The 14,394-nt window shown below is 58.7% G+C and carries 9 protein-coding genes; 3 read left to right on the top strand and 6 right to left on the bottom strand.

Annotated elements, in window-relative coordinates:
- Positions 1–116: 116 nt before the first annotated feature.
- Together QWJ34_RS01190 and QWJ34_RS01185 are read right to left on the bottom strand one after the other, a co-directional pair.
- Entirely contained in the window at positions 117–314 is a 198-nt protein-coding gene (locus tag QWJ34_RS01190; protein WP_302725221.1) for a hypothetical protein, read from the bottom strand.
- A 24-nt stretch (positions 315–338) separates the two neighbouring features.
- Positions 339–827 (bottom strand): hypothetical protein, encoded by a 489-nt coding sequence (locus QWJ34_RS01185; protein ID WP_302725220.1) that lies wholly within the window; start codon positions 825–827, stop codon positions 339–341.
- A 510-nt stretch (positions 828–1,337) separates the two neighbouring features.
- Between QWJ34_RS01185 and QWJ34_RS01180 the strand changes: the two genes are divergently transcribed.
- Positions 1,338–1,751 carry a hypothetical protein gene (locus QWJ34_RS01180; protein ID WP_302725219.1) on the top strand — a complete coding sequence of 138 codons (414 nt, stop codon included), beginning with the start codon at positions 1,338–1,340 and terminating at the stop codon, positions 1,749–1,751.
- Between the two features lie 152 nt (positions 1,752–1,903).
- Here QWJ34_RS01180 and QWJ34_RS01175 read toward each other — a convergent pair whose 3' ends face one another.
- From QWJ34_RS01175 to QWJ34_RS01165, 3 genes are all read right to left on the bottom strand, one after another.
- Complete coding sequence (locus QWJ34_RS01175; RefSeq protein ID WP_302725218.1) at positions 1,904–6,118, bottom strand: invasin domain 3-containing protein; 4,215 nt, start codon at positions 6,116–6,118, stop codon at positions 1,904–1,906.
- 199 nt (positions 6,119–6,317) lie between these two features.
- Positions 6,318–7,847, bottom strand: a complete 1,530-nt coding sequence (locus QWJ34_RS01170; RefSeq protein WP_302725217.1) for a methyl-accepting chemotaxis protein — start codon at positions 7,845–7,847, stop codon at positions 6,318–6,320.
- 208 nt (positions 7,848–8,055) lie between these two features.
- The gene (locus tag QWJ34_RS01165; protein WP_302725216.1) at positions 8,056–10,044 is read right to left on the bottom strand and encodes a glycoside hydrolase family 31 protein; all 1,989 of its coding nucleotides are present in this window, start codon (positions 10,042–10,044) and stop codon (positions 8,056–8,058) included.
- A 243-nt stretch (positions 10,045–10,287) separates the two neighbouring features.
- Here QWJ34_RS01165 and QWJ34_RS01160 point away from each other — a divergent pair, with 243 nt between their 5' ends.
- Together QWJ34_RS01160 and QWJ34_RS01155 are read left to right on the top strand one after the other, a co-directional pair.
- On the top strand, positions 10,288–11,211 hold the full coding sequence (locus tag QWJ34_RS01160; RefSeq protein WP_302725215.1) for an AraC family transcriptional regulator: 924 nt from the start codon (positions 10,288–10,290) through the stop codon (positions 11,209–11,211).
- Between the two features lie 269 nt (positions 11,212–11,480).
- Complete coding sequence (locus QWJ34_RS01155; protein ID WP_302725214.1) at positions 11,481–12,149, top strand: DUF559 domain-containing protein; 669 nt, start codon at positions 11,481–11,483, stop codon at positions 12,147–12,149.
- Between the two features lie 762 nt (positions 12,150–12,911).
- Here QWJ34_RS01155 and QWJ34_RS01150 read toward each other — a convergent pair.
- The gene (locus QWJ34_RS01150; RefSeq protein WP_302725213.1) at positions 12,912–14,129 is read right to left on the bottom strand and encodes a threonine synthase; all 1,218 of its coding nucleotides are present in this window, start codon (positions 14,127–14,129) and stop codon (positions 12,912–12,914) included.
- Positions 14,130–14,394 lie beyond the last annotated feature (265 nt).

Raw genomic sequence — 14,394 nt, 5'->3', positions numbered from 1 at the left:
ATTCATTTTACAAATGTTCGCTCACAGCTACAATGATTTTTATAAGAGTTTAATCGGAACAAAAAAAGCCGCCCTCTATGAGGGCAACTTCGTTCAAACCTTATATAAGAGAACATTTATTTTATAGAATGCTCTTTCTTGTTTTGAATGTATCTTCTCATTTCATCCTCTATTTTTAGACGTTCTTCTTCTGTTGGAGGCAGAATCACAACTCCACTCGGCTGCCGAATAAAATTCTGACCGGCAGGAGGACGAATACCAAAACGAACCGATGGACTAAACGGATTTAAAGTATTCTTTTTCATCTTACGCATCCCTATTCCTCCTCTGGACACTCATTAATGATAGTATAACTTAAACAGGCGATCTGCACCATTTTCATCGATAATCATGTGATTACCACCTAACACCTTTGCATTGAATCTCTCTATGTAATAAGGAATCAAATTCGTTTTGGCTTGAAAAGAAATCAATCCCTCGCCTCCAATCTGCCTGCTGCGCTCACAGGCCGCCCCCAATAAAACATCCACTACGTTTACATAAGCACGCTGTCGATTCGTATATCGATTGGCAGGGGCGCTCTCAAGCAAATCTACAAACACATAATATTCAGCATCCCTATAAGCTATAGCGCCTTGAATATAAGCGTTACCTACAGCAAGTAACTTATAAGGATTAGACGCACTCTTGGAGCTTGTATAAATACTCCAATCAAATCCTTGCTCCCAATCCATCTGCTTCAAAGAGCGTGCATATGGTAGACTCAATGAATGAATCGCTGCCGGATAAAAGATTCCGTTACTGTTTTTAAGATGCCAACTCGGCATAATACAATCTCCTTCCCAACTTATAAATTCCAACTACTTTTCCCTACGTTTAAATATTATAATTCTTTGAATTTAGTCGCTCTATAACTATTGTACCTGCCAAAGTAATATTATGGAAACGGGTCGCTTTGTTTTTATTTCAATCCATATAAAACGAAAAACAGTAAAAAACCTTTGTTATCATTATTTTTTCTTAAAATTTTAAATAAAAGTGAACTTTTTTCGTTTTCCATACGTCTGTATTTAGGGAGAACGCTGTTTCTGCCCCACCCCACCGCAGTTCCGAGCTTCAACAGAAGCGGCATTCCCCGATCGTAATCGATCGACAAATGTAAGCGCCGCCGTCGTTAAGACGGCGGCTTTTGTGCGCGGGGACGGATCGGGCAAAAAGCCGGTCGTTCCGATAAAGAGACAGCGGGCCTCCGGGCGTAACGTTCCGCTATTCCGCCGCGTTTATAAAGCGCAAGCCTGCCCACAAATCCCCTAACCGTATAAGGAGCGTGCGAGGATATGCCCAATAACTTTTTTGTCGTGGTCAGCGCGATGTTCCTGATTCAATCGCTGCTGCGGCTTTTTATCGTGCAGGGCAAAGCGGAGTTCCCGGACAAGCGGCTCAAAAGGCGCTATGTCTGGACGCATACGCTTCTTGCCGCGCTGCTGCTTATTCCGGCCCTGCTGCTGCTTTACTATCTGCCGGAAAGAACCGCGCTGCCGCCCGCGATCGGCCTTGTGTCTGCGATCTACCTGCTGCACTTCTTTATCGATCTGAAATTCGTGCGGCCGACCAGAGAACATGTGGTGTCCGGAATTCTGGCGATTCTGTACGCGGCGGTCGCTGTCGGGCTGTACTTCGCTTCGCTGCATGCGCAGCCCGATCCCGAGCTTGAAGCAGCCGTATCGCGGTTGATGACCGGGGTAGGCTGAATGGAAGCCCCGAGTGCGGCAGGTATGGAAAAAAAGCCCGGAAACCGGCGGCGGATGCCGCTTCGTTCCGGGCTTTTTTTATGATTGAAGATATATAGACCGGCTCACGCTTCCGTGCAAGCGGAACGGCTTTGGGCTTTGCGGCAGAACGATTATGACATCCTGCCGCCGCGTTCCAGCAGCCGCACCAGCAGCGCCGCCGCTTCCGCGCGGGTCACATTGGCCTGCGGACGCAGTTTGCCGCCGACGTCGCCCTGCAGGATGCCGGCGTTTTGCAGCGTTTGGACCGCTTCCGACGCCCAGGATGATACCCGCTCGCCCGATGCGGCGGCGTTTGCCGAAGGCTGGATGCCGGCAGCCGCGGGAATCCAGACGCCGGCCCGGACGTCTTCGAACGATGCGCCCGAGGAGCCGGATACGGCCGCGCCGGACTGCGCCGACGCCGCAGCTTCGGCCGCTTGAAGCGACAGCGCCCGCTCCAGCATGACCGCCATTTCTTCGCGGGTGACCGCCGCGTTCGGGCGGAAGGCGTTTCCGCTGCCGCGGACCAATCCCGCGGCGTAAGCCGCGTTCACGTCGGCGGCGTACCAGCCGCCCGCCGTATCGGCAAACGGCGCGGGCTGCGCCGACGCTCCCAGGCCCAGCGCGCGGACGAGCAGCGCGGACAGTTCGCCGCGCGTCAGCGTGCCGCCCGGTTCGAACGTCGAAGCCGTGCGGCCTTCGACGATCAGGCTGGACGCCAGTTTCTCGGCGTCCGTCCGCGCCCAGTGGCCGGCCAGGTCGGCGAAGCTCGCCGGCCGGTTCACGACGGCGTAGATACCGCCGTCCACGGGCACGTTGGCTTCGCCGAGGCCGAGATTGGCCGTGACGAAGCGGAAAGCGCCGGCGTCCGCATCCCAGCGGACGAGCGTGCCCGGAGCGGCGGCTGTGCCTGCGCCGCCGTTCGCCCCTGCGGGCGAGGCCGCGGCTTGAGCGGCCGAGGCCGAAGGGCTTTCCGCCGGCGCGAAGCCGGCGGAAACGCCCGCGGCGCTGCCGAAGCGCGCCGCTGCGCGGCCCGCGGCCGCGGAAGACGCCGGCGCGGCGGCAGCCGGCGTCCACAGCAGGCGGGCGACAGCCGCCTGCCGCAGCTTCGCCGCCGCGGACTCGGCGGCGGCATCGCCTCCGGTGAGCGAGATGCTCCAGCTCACCGGCTGCGCCAGCACGGACGCGCCCAGGCGTCCGGCTTCGGCCTGTATGCTTTGCAGGCTGCCTTGCGCGGGCGGCGCGGCGGACAGTTCGACCGTGCGAGGCGTCGAACCCGGCGACGCGCCGCCGGCGGCTTCGTACAGCTGCGCAAGCGGCAGCGACAGCTCGCCTCCGGCGACTTTCAGCGCGACCTGAGCTTTCGGGTTCAGGTCGTACCAGGTCTTGAGCGTCTCCGCTCCGAGCGAAGCGGCCGCTTGACTGCCCTCGCTCGTCAGCGAGATTCGGCCGTTCATCACAGCTTCGCGGGTTACGGTGAATGCCGAACTTCCGCCGCCCAGGTTCCAGGAAGCTGCCGGCTGTACGGGTTGAACCGGCACTGTCACGGATTCGACCGGCTGCTGCGCGCCGGAATTGCCGCTGCCGGATCCGCCGCTGTTGTTAACCGGCGGCTGTACAGGCTCGTTTGGCTGAGTCGGTTCGTTCGGTTCCGGCTGCTGCGGTTCCGGATCGGGCTCCTGCCGCGTAATCCGGATCGCATAGGCTTGCGAAGCCAACCCGTCCTGCGCCCGGACGACCAGATCGAACGAATTAGCACCCGTTTCCAGCGTCAGCTCTTTCGAAGCTTCGCCGTAGGCGATCGGCTCTCCGCCGAGTTCCACCGTCGCGCTTGGATCGAGCGCCGACGGCAGCAGCCGGATCGCCGATACATCCGAAGCTACCGTCGCTTCGTACGCCTGCGTATCCGCGTTGTACAGCAGCGCTTTGCCGCTTTCCGCGCCGCTTGCAATCAGCTTCAAGCTCGCCAGCGCCGTTTCGGCCGACAGCGGTATTTGGAGATCCAGGTATTCTATAGTTTCGTTGCCCGCGGCGTCGCGCGCATACACGGTATACATGCCGCTTTCCGTTACGCTGAACGAACCGCCGCTCTCCATGTCGATTCCTTCAGCCGCAAAGTATTCGGCGTTTTGCTGCCCCGCCGCCCATTTCAAAGCAGTTAACGCATTAAATTTACCTTTTGCTTCAGCAGAAGCTGTGATGTTCATCGTAATCGGCAAACTTCGCAGCAGTTCGGTTTCAAAAGCCAGTTCCGGCTTGATGTCGTAAACAAACTCCACTGAAGCCGGATTGCCCAGATTGACTCCGCGACCGTCTTGAATGATATAAGGAGTCAAACCGACCGTTTGCGCGATATCGCTTGCGACTTCAAACTCCGCTTTGCCCAGGCTGTTCGTCGTTACCGAATTCCCCGGATAAGCCGTGATTTTATCGGAGCCGGTATCCAGACGCACTTCCTGGCCCGGTAGCGGATTCTGGTATTTGTCATAAACGTAAACGAACAGATGCGCGCGGCTTTTACCGTCTGCGCTCACACGCTCCGGAGCGGCCTGTACGACAGAAGCTTGCGGATCCGCCGCCCCCGGTTTCACTTCGATCTGCGGCTCCCGGTCCAGCTTTTGACCGTTCACCGTTACGGAGACTTTTGCGCGGCCCGCTGCTTCCCCGCTGTATAAGATCGCTTCGTAAATTCCGTTCCCCAACGATTTCAAATCTCGAAATTCGCCGAGAGAAGTTTGCGGAAACACGCTCGGAGACCCGGTGTACGCTGTACCGTCTTCATTTTTCAATGTAATCGTGACTTTAACCGATTCGTCGACAGCCATCTGCGAGCGTTCGAACTCAACCGTGCTGAGCGAAGCGGACAAAGGAATTTCGATTCCCGATATATCAATCGTCTTGACCGTTTCGTTACCCGCCGAATCAAGCGCGTAGACGGAGTAAACGCCGTTTCGATTAACCGTAAATCGAGCGTCGGCGACGTCCGTTCCCTTGCTTTTCAGGTAGGATGCCTTTTGTTCGCCCGCCGCCCATTTCACACTCTTGATCGAATGGCCTTCAGCCGCGGCAGAGACTTGTACTTGAATACGGCTCGACGCCTTATCCGCCGAAGGCTGTTCGGTCAGCGTCATTTCGGGCGGCGAAGCCGCAACAAATTCGATCGGGATATTGGCAGATGCTCTTTTATTGCTCGAAGCTTCGATGGCAAAATAATTTACAGTTCCGACTTCCGAGCTTTGCATAACAAAAACAGCTTCGCCGTCGGAATTTGTTGTAGCCCCGAGCATGCCTCTGACTCCGGTCGCACCGTCCTGATCGAGATATACGTCGCGGTTAACGATAGGATTGTCGTAAGAATCTTTTAAACGAACCCGTATCTTCGTCGAATCTATATTATTGGCCTGCACTTTAGATACGGAAGAAGAAATCGACGATCGCGAAACATCCATCGCTCCGGCAACGATCGGGACAGCGGCCGTTTGCGTAATAGTGCGTCCATCGAACGGTACGCGAGCGGTAAAGGTCACCGTTCCCGGCCGTGTGGAGGGAATGATTTGCGCCGTATATCCATCCGCCCCGGCCGTAACCTGTCCTATACTCGCCAAATCGCTATCCACGCTAAATACCGGCTCTTCAAAGCCTTGAACAAAGTTCCCTTCTTCATCGATAAGTTTAAAAGTAACGGTTATACTTTTTTCTCCGGCACTGATGTAATTTTTGCTGAATGTTAACGTACCGAACGGAAATTCGGCAATGTCCGGTTTCATATAAGTCGTAAACCGGACATCGTATTCGCTGCTTTCAGGATTGCTTGTCAAATAACTCATGAACTGTCCGTCGGGATAACGATCGGCTTTGCTTATCATTACGCCGGCCGAGCGATCCAGTTTTAGCATAAAAAAATAAGTTTCTCCGCGTTGGAGAACCGCAGGCGAATCCCACTTAAAATCCAATTCGTAATAAGACGACCACAACGGATTGGGTTCTGCATTCAAACGCTGTGCGGCCAGAACTTCACCGCTTTTATTCAGCACCTGAAGCTCATAATTCTCGCTGCCCGATCCCGGATAATTGGCAATATAGAACGTTGATCGGGTCAATTTACCGGAATAGCCCGGCTTAAAACTTTGTACATAGGTCGAAGCACTGCTGTGCAGAACGGTCTGAAAGTCAAGATTCTCCTGGTCTTTAAGCTCTGTTTCCGCCGCCTGTGCCGTTCCCGCCCATGCCATCGGCGCGATCAGCACCCCGCACAGCATCACTTTCGCAGCCATCCCCGCCGCTCTCGCACGCTTCCCCCGAATCTTTTTACCGCTTTCCCGCTCTCCGCCGTTCTTCCCCTGCATTCCGCACTCTCCCCGTATGATCTTGTTCCTTGACAGCTGTCTTTACGCAACTATAACAGCACGCCGACCGCTTGAATACTACGTCCGGAGCAAATCGCAAAATATTTTTCGCGCCGCCGTTTACAAGGCAAAAAAGCCCGTTTCCCGGTCTTCCGGGCAGCGGACTTTCCCCGCGCATTCTCTATAATCGAACCGCCGTTTAAGCCTCCCGAACCTCCGCCAGTTCTTCCCCGCCGTCCGCTTCCGCGGGCGCGCCCGACGCTTCTTCGGTCAGGCTCAGCAGAGCCGTCTTGTTGCTGCGAATGCTGCCGAGGATCGAAGCGTTCTTGCGTACCAGTTCGGTCAGCGAAGTGGAAATCTCCTGCATGGCCGCGGTGGACTGTTCGCTGATCGCGGCCAGGTTCTCCGAGGAGCGTTCGATCGTTTCCGACGACGTGCGCACGCTGCCGATCATGCCGCTGTAGCCGTCGACGGATTGGCTGACGTCGGCCACGGACGAGCTGATGCTGGTGAACACGTCTCTGGTTTCTTCGACCATGCCCATGCACTCGTTCATGCGCACCGAGATCGACTGCATATTCGTCCGGGTGCTGTCCGAGTAGCCGCCGACGAGCGTCAGGTTGCCGGAGATCTGCTCCGCCGCCCGCGCCGACAGGTCGGCCAGTTTGCGGATCTCGTCGGCCACGACGGCAAAGCCGCGTCCGGATTCGCCCGCTCTCGCCGCTTCGATGCTGGCGTTGAGCGACAGCAGGTTGGTCTGCGACGAGATTTCCTGGATGGTGCCGATCAGCTCGGACGAAGCGGACACCTGCTCGGCCAGCTGGTTGACTTCGGCCGCCGCCGTCTGCACCTGGCCTTCGAACTCGCCGATCAGCCGGTACAGACCGCTGACGATCTCGTCGCCGCGCTCGGAGGATCCGGCCGCCAGGCCGCTTTTATCCTGCAGGCCTTTGAGCGATTGGAACATCCGGTCGAGCTGCTCGCCGCTGACGCGGACCGACTCGGCCACTTCGACCAGCAGTTCGTTTTGCGAAACGGCGCCCTGCGTCACTTCCTGCACGGCGAGATTCATTTCTTCGAACGAGATCGCGTTTTCTTCGCTGCCCGACGAGATGCTTTCCATATTGCCGGAGACGATTCGCACATTGCTGTGCATCGAAGCGCTCTGGCGCTCCAGGTCGCTCAGCAGTCCCTGCGTCTGCCGCTGGGTATCGCCGAGGCGCTTCATCATGCGATCCACGATCCGCTGGAAATTCACCAGCACCATGCAGATCACGACGAAGAAAAATACGTGCACGATCATCTGGTCCGTATTCAGCGCTGTGCTTTTGCCTTCGTACAGATAAGAAGCCATCAGGACCGCGGCGCCGGCGAACCCGGTGTACAGCACTTTGCGCTCCATATACACCAGCGACAGCGCAAGCACCAGATACACCTGGATCACGTTGGTCGGACTCGGCACGATAAACGTGGACAGCGTCGACGTTAACGTGACGAAAGCGACCGATACGTACGGAAACGCGTGCTCTTTGAACCGTGTGTAGTACAGCGCGCCGAGAATCAGCAGGCAGGCCGCGTTGTTGCCGATCAGCAGGTATTTGTCTTTGGCTTCGAGCGTCACCAACAGATACATGACGATGGCGAGGCCGATTGTAATTGCGATCGAATAGAAGACCAGACGATTCTTGACCCGCAGATCGTCGTGGCGCAGTTGATTCCATTGTTCCATGCTTCACCCATCCTCTGGAAAAGTTTAGTCGTTTTATACGCTAAAGTATTCATCGACAAAATCGATTCGAAAGGTTAGTGAATGAACACATAAAATCCCCCGCCGGCAGCCAACTTTCACAGCCCGGGCACGTTTATGAAGTGAGGCGGTTTTTTCTCAAAAAAAGTACCTGCCGAACACGCGGCCGTTTGCCTGACGCAAGCTTCGTCTACGACTCCCGGATCGGCAGCTTCGCCCCGTTTCGGACATACAGCGGAATCCGTTCCAGCGGCGCGTCCGCCTCGACCGCTTGTCCGCCCGCGAACGTCTCGCCGGTCTGGGCGTCGGTCCAGTTCGCGCCGGCCGGCAGGTAGACGCCGCGGCCGGCCGCGCCCGCGTGCAGCACCGGCGCGACCAGCAGGTCCGGGCCGAGCAGGAACTGGTCGTCCACGTCCCACGCCGCCGGATCGTCCGGGTAATCGTAGAACAGCGGGCGCATCGGCGGGGTGCCTTTGTCGTGCGCGGCCCGCATCTGCTGCATGATATACGGACGCAGGCGTTCGCGCAGACGCAGGTACTTTTCAAAAATCCCGTACGCTTCTTCCCCGTAGCTCCACACTTCGTTGTCCGCGCCGCTGCCCCACAGCCCGCCGCCCGGCAGGCCCGTATCCGGCTCGCGGTAAGGCGCGCGGTCCCCGTGCAGCCGCATCACCGGACAGAACGTCCCGTACTGGAACCAGCGGACGATGCACTCGCGAAACGCCGGATCGTCCGGGTTCCCGCCGTGAAAACCGCCGATATCCGTCGTCCACCACGGAATGCCCGCAATCGCCATATTCAGCCCCGCCCGCACCTGGTGCCCCAGCACCTCGAAGCTCGACGCGATATCGCCGGACCAGGCGAGCGCGCCGTAGCGCTGGCTGCCCGCCCACGCGCAGCGGACCAGATTCAGCACGTTTTGCTGGCCTTCGCCGGTCATTCCTTCATAGAAAGCGCGGCTGTACTGGCTCGGATACCAGTTGCCGACGTGCAGCGCGGGGCCGGCGTCGTAGCGGTAGATATCGTGATCGTACACGGCGAACTCCGGCTCCGCTTCGTCCAGCCAGAATAAACGGATGCCTTTGTCGTAATAATTGCGCTTGATCTTCTCCCACAGAAAAGCCCGCGCCCCGGGATGGGTGGCGTCGAAGATTTCGTTCTGGCCGAGAAACTGGAACTGCGTGCGCACGCCGCGGTCGGAGCGGACCAGGTAGCCTTTTTCGACCATCTCGCCGTAATTCTCGCTCTCCGTCTGCACGGTCGGCCAGACCGAGACCATCAGCTCGACGCCCATCTCCCGCAGCTCCCGCACCATGCCTTCCGGGTCCGGCCAGTAGCGTTCGTCGAACTTCCAGTCGCCCTGATTCGTCCAGTGGAAAAAGTCGATCACAATAACGGAAAGAGGCAGTCCACGCCGTTTGTGCTCGCGCGCCACGTTCAGCAGTTCTTCCCGATCGCGGTAGCGCAGCTTGCACTGCCAGAAACCCGCTGCGTAATCCGGCATCATCGGGACTTTGCCCGCGGCGTCCGCGTACGCTTCTTCGATCTGCGCCGGGGTATCGCCCGCCGTAATCCAGTAATCGAGCTGCTTCGTCGACGGCGCGGACCATTCGGTTACGTTGAGATTGAAGCTCGCCTGCCCGATCGCCGGATTGTGCCACAGCATGCCGTAGCCGAGGCTGGACAGCAGAAACGGCACGCTGGTCTGGCTGTTGCGGTGCGTGAGTTCGAGCCGGCAGCCTTTGAGATTGAGGAAGGAGTGCTGGTACTGCCCCATTCCGTACAGCTTCTCGGCCGGATCGGATTCGAAGCGCAGCGTGACCGAATAGTCGCTTCCGCCCGGAATCGGCACGATATCGCGCCCGCCGGATTTGAGCTGGTACGTTTTCTCGGTTTCCCTCAGCAGCACTTTTCCTTTATCGTCGGTAAAAGTCACCCGGCCGTTCTTGTCGACGTCGGCGCGGATGCGGCCGTTGACGATGTACGCGCTCCGGCCGTCTTCGGCGATCGCAACGCGCGCTCCGGCGGAAGGCCGCCCGGCCGGCAGCAGCGCCCAATCGTCGTCGCGCAGCATATCTTTGGACGACCGGACGCGCAAAGCGTTCGCTCCCCACGGTTCGATCCGCAGCGTTTCGTGGTCGTACTCCCGGATTAAAGCATGTTCTTCTGTATACAGCATGACGATAATTCCTCCTTTTTCCGGCGGCTGCCGGGGACGGCAGCGCAGCCAACAAGCCGGCGAAGCGGGATAGGATTGCTTTCGGGTCCGACTTTTTTGGAAACGTTATCTTTTTCAACCTCCATTATAAAGCGAAGCAGGTTTGCGCGGCAGGGCGCAGAATACGAAGATAGAGGACAGGATTACGATGTTCGCGCAGCAGATAAACCGGATTTATCCGGATACCTACAAAGGAGGACTCGAATGAAGACAGCGCCTTTGCACGACCCGCCCGCCGCCGATTGCAAGCCGGAAGCGCGGCGCCGCGAGCATACGGAGATCCCGGACCGGACGTTCCCGCTGAACGTGTTCCGCATCCGCGAATCGGACCCGAATATGTTCTGCATCCCGCCGCACTGGCACGAGCACCTGGAATGGATCGTCGTGACCCGCGGGCGCTTCAGCGTCCAGGTCGGCGCTTCGCTGCGCGAACTGCCGGCGGGCGGCTGCGCGCTGGTCAACGCGGCGCAGCTGCACGCGGCGTTTCCGCTGGAGCACGGCAGCGAGCTGCAGGCGCTCGTATTCGGCGAAGCGCTGCTGCGCAATCATGCGCTCGACCATACCGAAACGCGCTATATCCGCCCGCTGCTGGAAGGCCGGCTGAGACTGCGCGCTTTTTACGAGCCGGGTGAAGCGGAAGCGATCCGACGGCATCTGCTGGCGGCTGTGTCGGAATACCGGGCGGGCGAGCCGGGCTTCGAGCTGCTGGTAAAGGCTTCGCTGCTGTCCGCGCTCGGCCTGGCGCTGCGGATATCGGACCGATCGCCGGCGGAGAAGCCTTCGGGCCGCCGGAGCGCCGAGACCGGGACGGACAGCGTCGTGTATCCGCTGCTGCTGCACTTGAGCGAACATTTTCGCGAGCCGATCGGCGTACGGGAAGCGGCCCGGCTGTGCTGCGTGACGCCGACGTATTTCTGCCATGTGTTCAAACGCTCCACCGGCCGCACGCTGACGGAATACGTCAATATGCTGCGCATCCAGGAAGCCGAAGTCCTGCTGCGCGGAGGCGGCCGTCCGGTGCAGGAGATCGCGCAGGCGGTCGGATATGCGGACGCGGGGTATTTTGCGCGGGTGTTCCGGAAGTTCAAAGGCGTGTCTCCGGGAAGGTACGGGCGGAGGGGGAGTTGAGCGGGGATTGCGATTTCCGATTTTCCATTTCGCTTCATTCTGCTCTGTTCCGCTCTGTGCCTGGAACTTGAAGCTTCGGGGTTACAAACCGCCGCCTGCAAAGTTTCTTGGCCGGCGGACTGGCGGGTAATGCGATTTCGCTTTACAATAGGATCAATGAGTTTCATTCAATCGGCCGGCGACGAAGAACGTCCCGCTCCTTCCTTTTTTATCGGGGAAGCGAGCCGGGACGTTTTTTGCGTTCTGCACACATCGAGGAGGAATTACAAATGGACTTCGAATCGGCGCACGACCTTTTTATCGGCACGCATCTTCGGGAACGGTCCGGCGAGCGCCGGGATCGGCTGGAGCGCGGGCATCGCGAAGCGGAGAAGCTGTTTTGTCAAAATGTCTGGTGGCCGCTCCGGCAAAATTTCGATCATCTGCATCCCGAGTATGAAGTAACGGACTGGCGCGGTCTGCATTACTTTTGCGATTTGGCCTGGATCACGCCTTACGCCAGACTGATTATCGAGATTAAAGGGTACGGGCCGCATGTGCAGGATATGGACCGCCGGAAGTTCTGCCGCGAGCTGAACCGGGAAACGTTCCTGACCGCGATGGGCTTCCAGGTGATCTCGTTTGCTTACGACGATGTGGCCCGGCGCCCCGACCTCTGCATCACGCTGCTGCGCATGATGCTGGGACGGTATGCGAGCCGGAGCGGGCACGAAGACGTCTCCTCGATATGGGATCGGGAGATTATTCGGCTCGCCTGCACGCTGGGACGTCCGATCCGGCCGGTCGATGTGCGACAGCATCTTCGGCTCAATCACCGGACGGCGATCTGCTGCCTGAATTCGCTTTGCGAACGCGGAATCTTCGAGGGGGAAGCCGGCGCGCGGAACAAACGGATCGTGCGGTATGCGGTGAAAAATGCAGCGTTCGGTTATTTGTGAGACGCGGGGGGTTAGGAACGAGATGTGGGATGTGGGATGTGAGGGGCGAGACGAGAGGGGCGAGGTTCGAGATGTGAGACGCGAGGTGCGAGACGCGAGGGGCGAGACGCAAGGCGCGAGGGGCGAGGCGCGAGGCGCGAGAGGCGAGATGTGAGGCGCGAGAGGCGAGATATGAGTTGCAAGGCGCGAGATGTGATATTTCCCGTAAAGATCGGCGGCGTTCACTGTCTCACAGCCGAGCGGCGCGGAAATAAGAGCACAGGTACAACTATTTCGCCGCTTAGATGCCCTCCTTGCAAATTAGCTGCGCATATACAACTATTTCAACGAAATCAGAAGGAATTAGCCGAAAAAAGTAAAAATAGCTGCACCCATGACGTTATTTGCCTTAAAAAAAGCTTTTGGGCAGAAATAGATGTATGGAGGACGTTATTTTTCCCGGAGGCATATATTAAGTCCAGGAGATCGATATTCCGTCCGCTGCGGCGCGTACGGCTCGGCTTGGATCAAGCCGGCAGCAAGAGCAGCAGCAGTAACAACAGCAGTAACAGCGCCAGCACCAACAGCAGCAACAGCAACAGCAGCAGCAACAGCGACAACAGCAGCGACAACAGCAGCAGGAAAAAGCGGAGGCCCGTTCGGGCGTTCCGCTTTTTCGGTTGGCGGTTGGTTGGCGGTTAGTTAGCGCCCGCGACGTCCGCAGCGGCGGCGCCGGGCCTGCACGCGCCGGACACCGTCGGCGCGCGATGCAAAGCGCGCGCTTTACCGCGTCACGCTGTCGTCGGGACGCAGCACGGGCACCTCGACGGACACGGTGTCGGGGTATTTGATCCCGGCGCCCGTGTTCAGGGCGACGACTTTCTCGCCGGCGGCAATCCAGCCGGCGGCCCGCAGCTTGCGGGCGGCGGCGAATACGGCCGCCCCTTCCGGGCAGACGAACGCGCCTTCCAGCCGCGCGGCCGTCTCCTGTTCGCGCAGCAGCGTCTCGTCGCTGATCGCCACGGCGCAGCCGTTCGTCTCGTACAGCGCTTCGAGTACGAGGAAGTCGCCCAGGGCTTTCGGCACGTTGATGCCGAAAGCGACCGTCTCGGAATTCGGGAAAAATTCCGATTCCGTCCGCCCTTCGCGCCACGCTTCGACGATCGGGGCGCAGCCTTCGGCCTGCACCGCGACCAGGCGCGGCAGCTTCCGCTCCGCATCGATCCAGCCGAGCTCGCGCAGCTCCTTCAGCGCTTTATGGATGCCGATCAGGCCGACTCCGCCGCCGGTCGGATACAGGATCACGTCCGGCAGTTCCCAGCCGAGCTGCTCGGCGATCTCAAGGCCCATCGTTTTCTTGCCTTCGATGCGATACGGCTCTTTGAGCGTGGAGGCGTCGTACAGGCCGAACTCCTGTACGGCCCGGCCGACGATCCGGCCGGCGTCGCTGATAAGGCCGTCGACCAGATACAGGTCGGCGCCGGACACCGCGCATTCATTGCGCGTGATCTTCGGCGCGTCGACCGGCATGACGATCGTCGAGCGGATGCCCGCCCGCGCGGCGTACAGCGCCCAGGCGGCGCCCGCGTTGCCGTTGGTCGGCATGGCAAGTTCGCTTACGCCCAGTTCTTTGGCCCGCGAGACGCCGACCGCGGCACCGCGCGCTTTGAAAGATCCCGTCGGGATGATGCCTTCGTCCTTCATATGCAGATCGGCGATATCCATATCCGCGCCGAGTACCGGCACGAGAATCAGCGGCGTCATGCCTTCGCCGAGCGACACGATATTTCGTTCGCTCTGCACCGGCAGCAGTTCGTGATAACGCCACAGATCCGGCCTGCGGCCGGCGATATCTTCCGGCGTGCGCTCCTGCGCCAGCCTCTCCAGATCGTAGGCGACCAGAAGGGGCGAACCGCATTCACACAGCTGCTGCCGCTGCGCGGCATCGTAGGTCGTGCCGCATTTGGGGCAGTATAAATGCGAGAGATAGCTGTAAGTCATCGTGATCTCATCCTTCCGATTCTCGCTTCCGCTCCGCCATGGAGTTTTTCTTTTCCGGCAGCGGCGCAATTTTTCGTTCAAGCTCTATTCTGAGTTATGTTATCAGGAAAGTCTGCATTTTTCAATTTGAGTCTTGCCCGCGGCTTTCCGTAAGCGCGGCGGACGATCGGCAGGCGAACGTTCACGTTCCCATACCAAAAAACCGAATCGATTCGTCAGGCACGAATCGGTTCGGTTTTTCCGCTGCTTCTTATTCGGTTCGGTT

Origin of the sequence: Saccharibacillus sp. CPCC 101409, assembly GCF_030518235.1 — a bacterium.
Classification (GTDB): domain Bacteria; phylum Bacillota; class Bacilli; order Paenibacillales; family Paenibacillaceae; genus Saccharibacillus.
The sequence above is the reverse complement of the archived record's forward strand: the minus strand, read 5'-3'. Positions and strand labels throughout refer to the sequence as shown.

Coding starts and splice junctions, on each gene's coding strand:
- QWJ34_RS01180 (WP_302725219.1), top strand. CDS start 1,338: ATGCCCAATAACTTTTTTGTCGTGGTCAGCGCGATGTTCCTGATTCAA.
- QWJ34_RS01190 (WP_302725221.1), bottom strand. CDS start 314: ATGCGTAAGATGAAAAAGAATACTTTAAATCCGTTTAGTCCATCGGTT.
- QWJ34_RS01165 (WP_302725216.1), bottom strand. CDS start 10,044: ATGCTGTATACAGAAGAACATGCTTTAATCCGGGAGTACGACCACGAA.
- QWJ34_RS01160 (WP_302725215.1), top strand. CDS start 10,288: ATGAAGACAGCGCCTTTGCACGACCCGCCCGCCGCCGATTGCAAGCCG.
- QWJ34_RS01170 (WP_302725217.1), bottom strand. CDS start 7,847: ATGGAACAATGGAATCAACTGCGCCACGACGATCTGCGGGTCAAGAAT.
- QWJ34_RS01155 (WP_302725214.1), top strand. CDS start 11,481: ATGGACTTCGAATCGGCGCACGACCTTTTTATCGGCACGCATCTTCGG.
- QWJ34_RS01175 (WP_302725218.1), bottom strand. CDS start 6,118: ATGCAGGGGAAGAACGGCGGAGAGCGGGAAAGCGGTAAAAAGATTCGG.
- QWJ34_RS01150 (WP_302725213.1), bottom strand. CDS start 14,129: ATGACTTACAGCTATCTCTCGCATTTATACTGCCCCAAATGCGGCACG.
- QWJ34_RS01185 (WP_302725220.1), bottom strand. CDS start 827: ATGCCGAGTTGGCATCTTAAAAACAGTAACGGAATCTTTTATCCGGCA.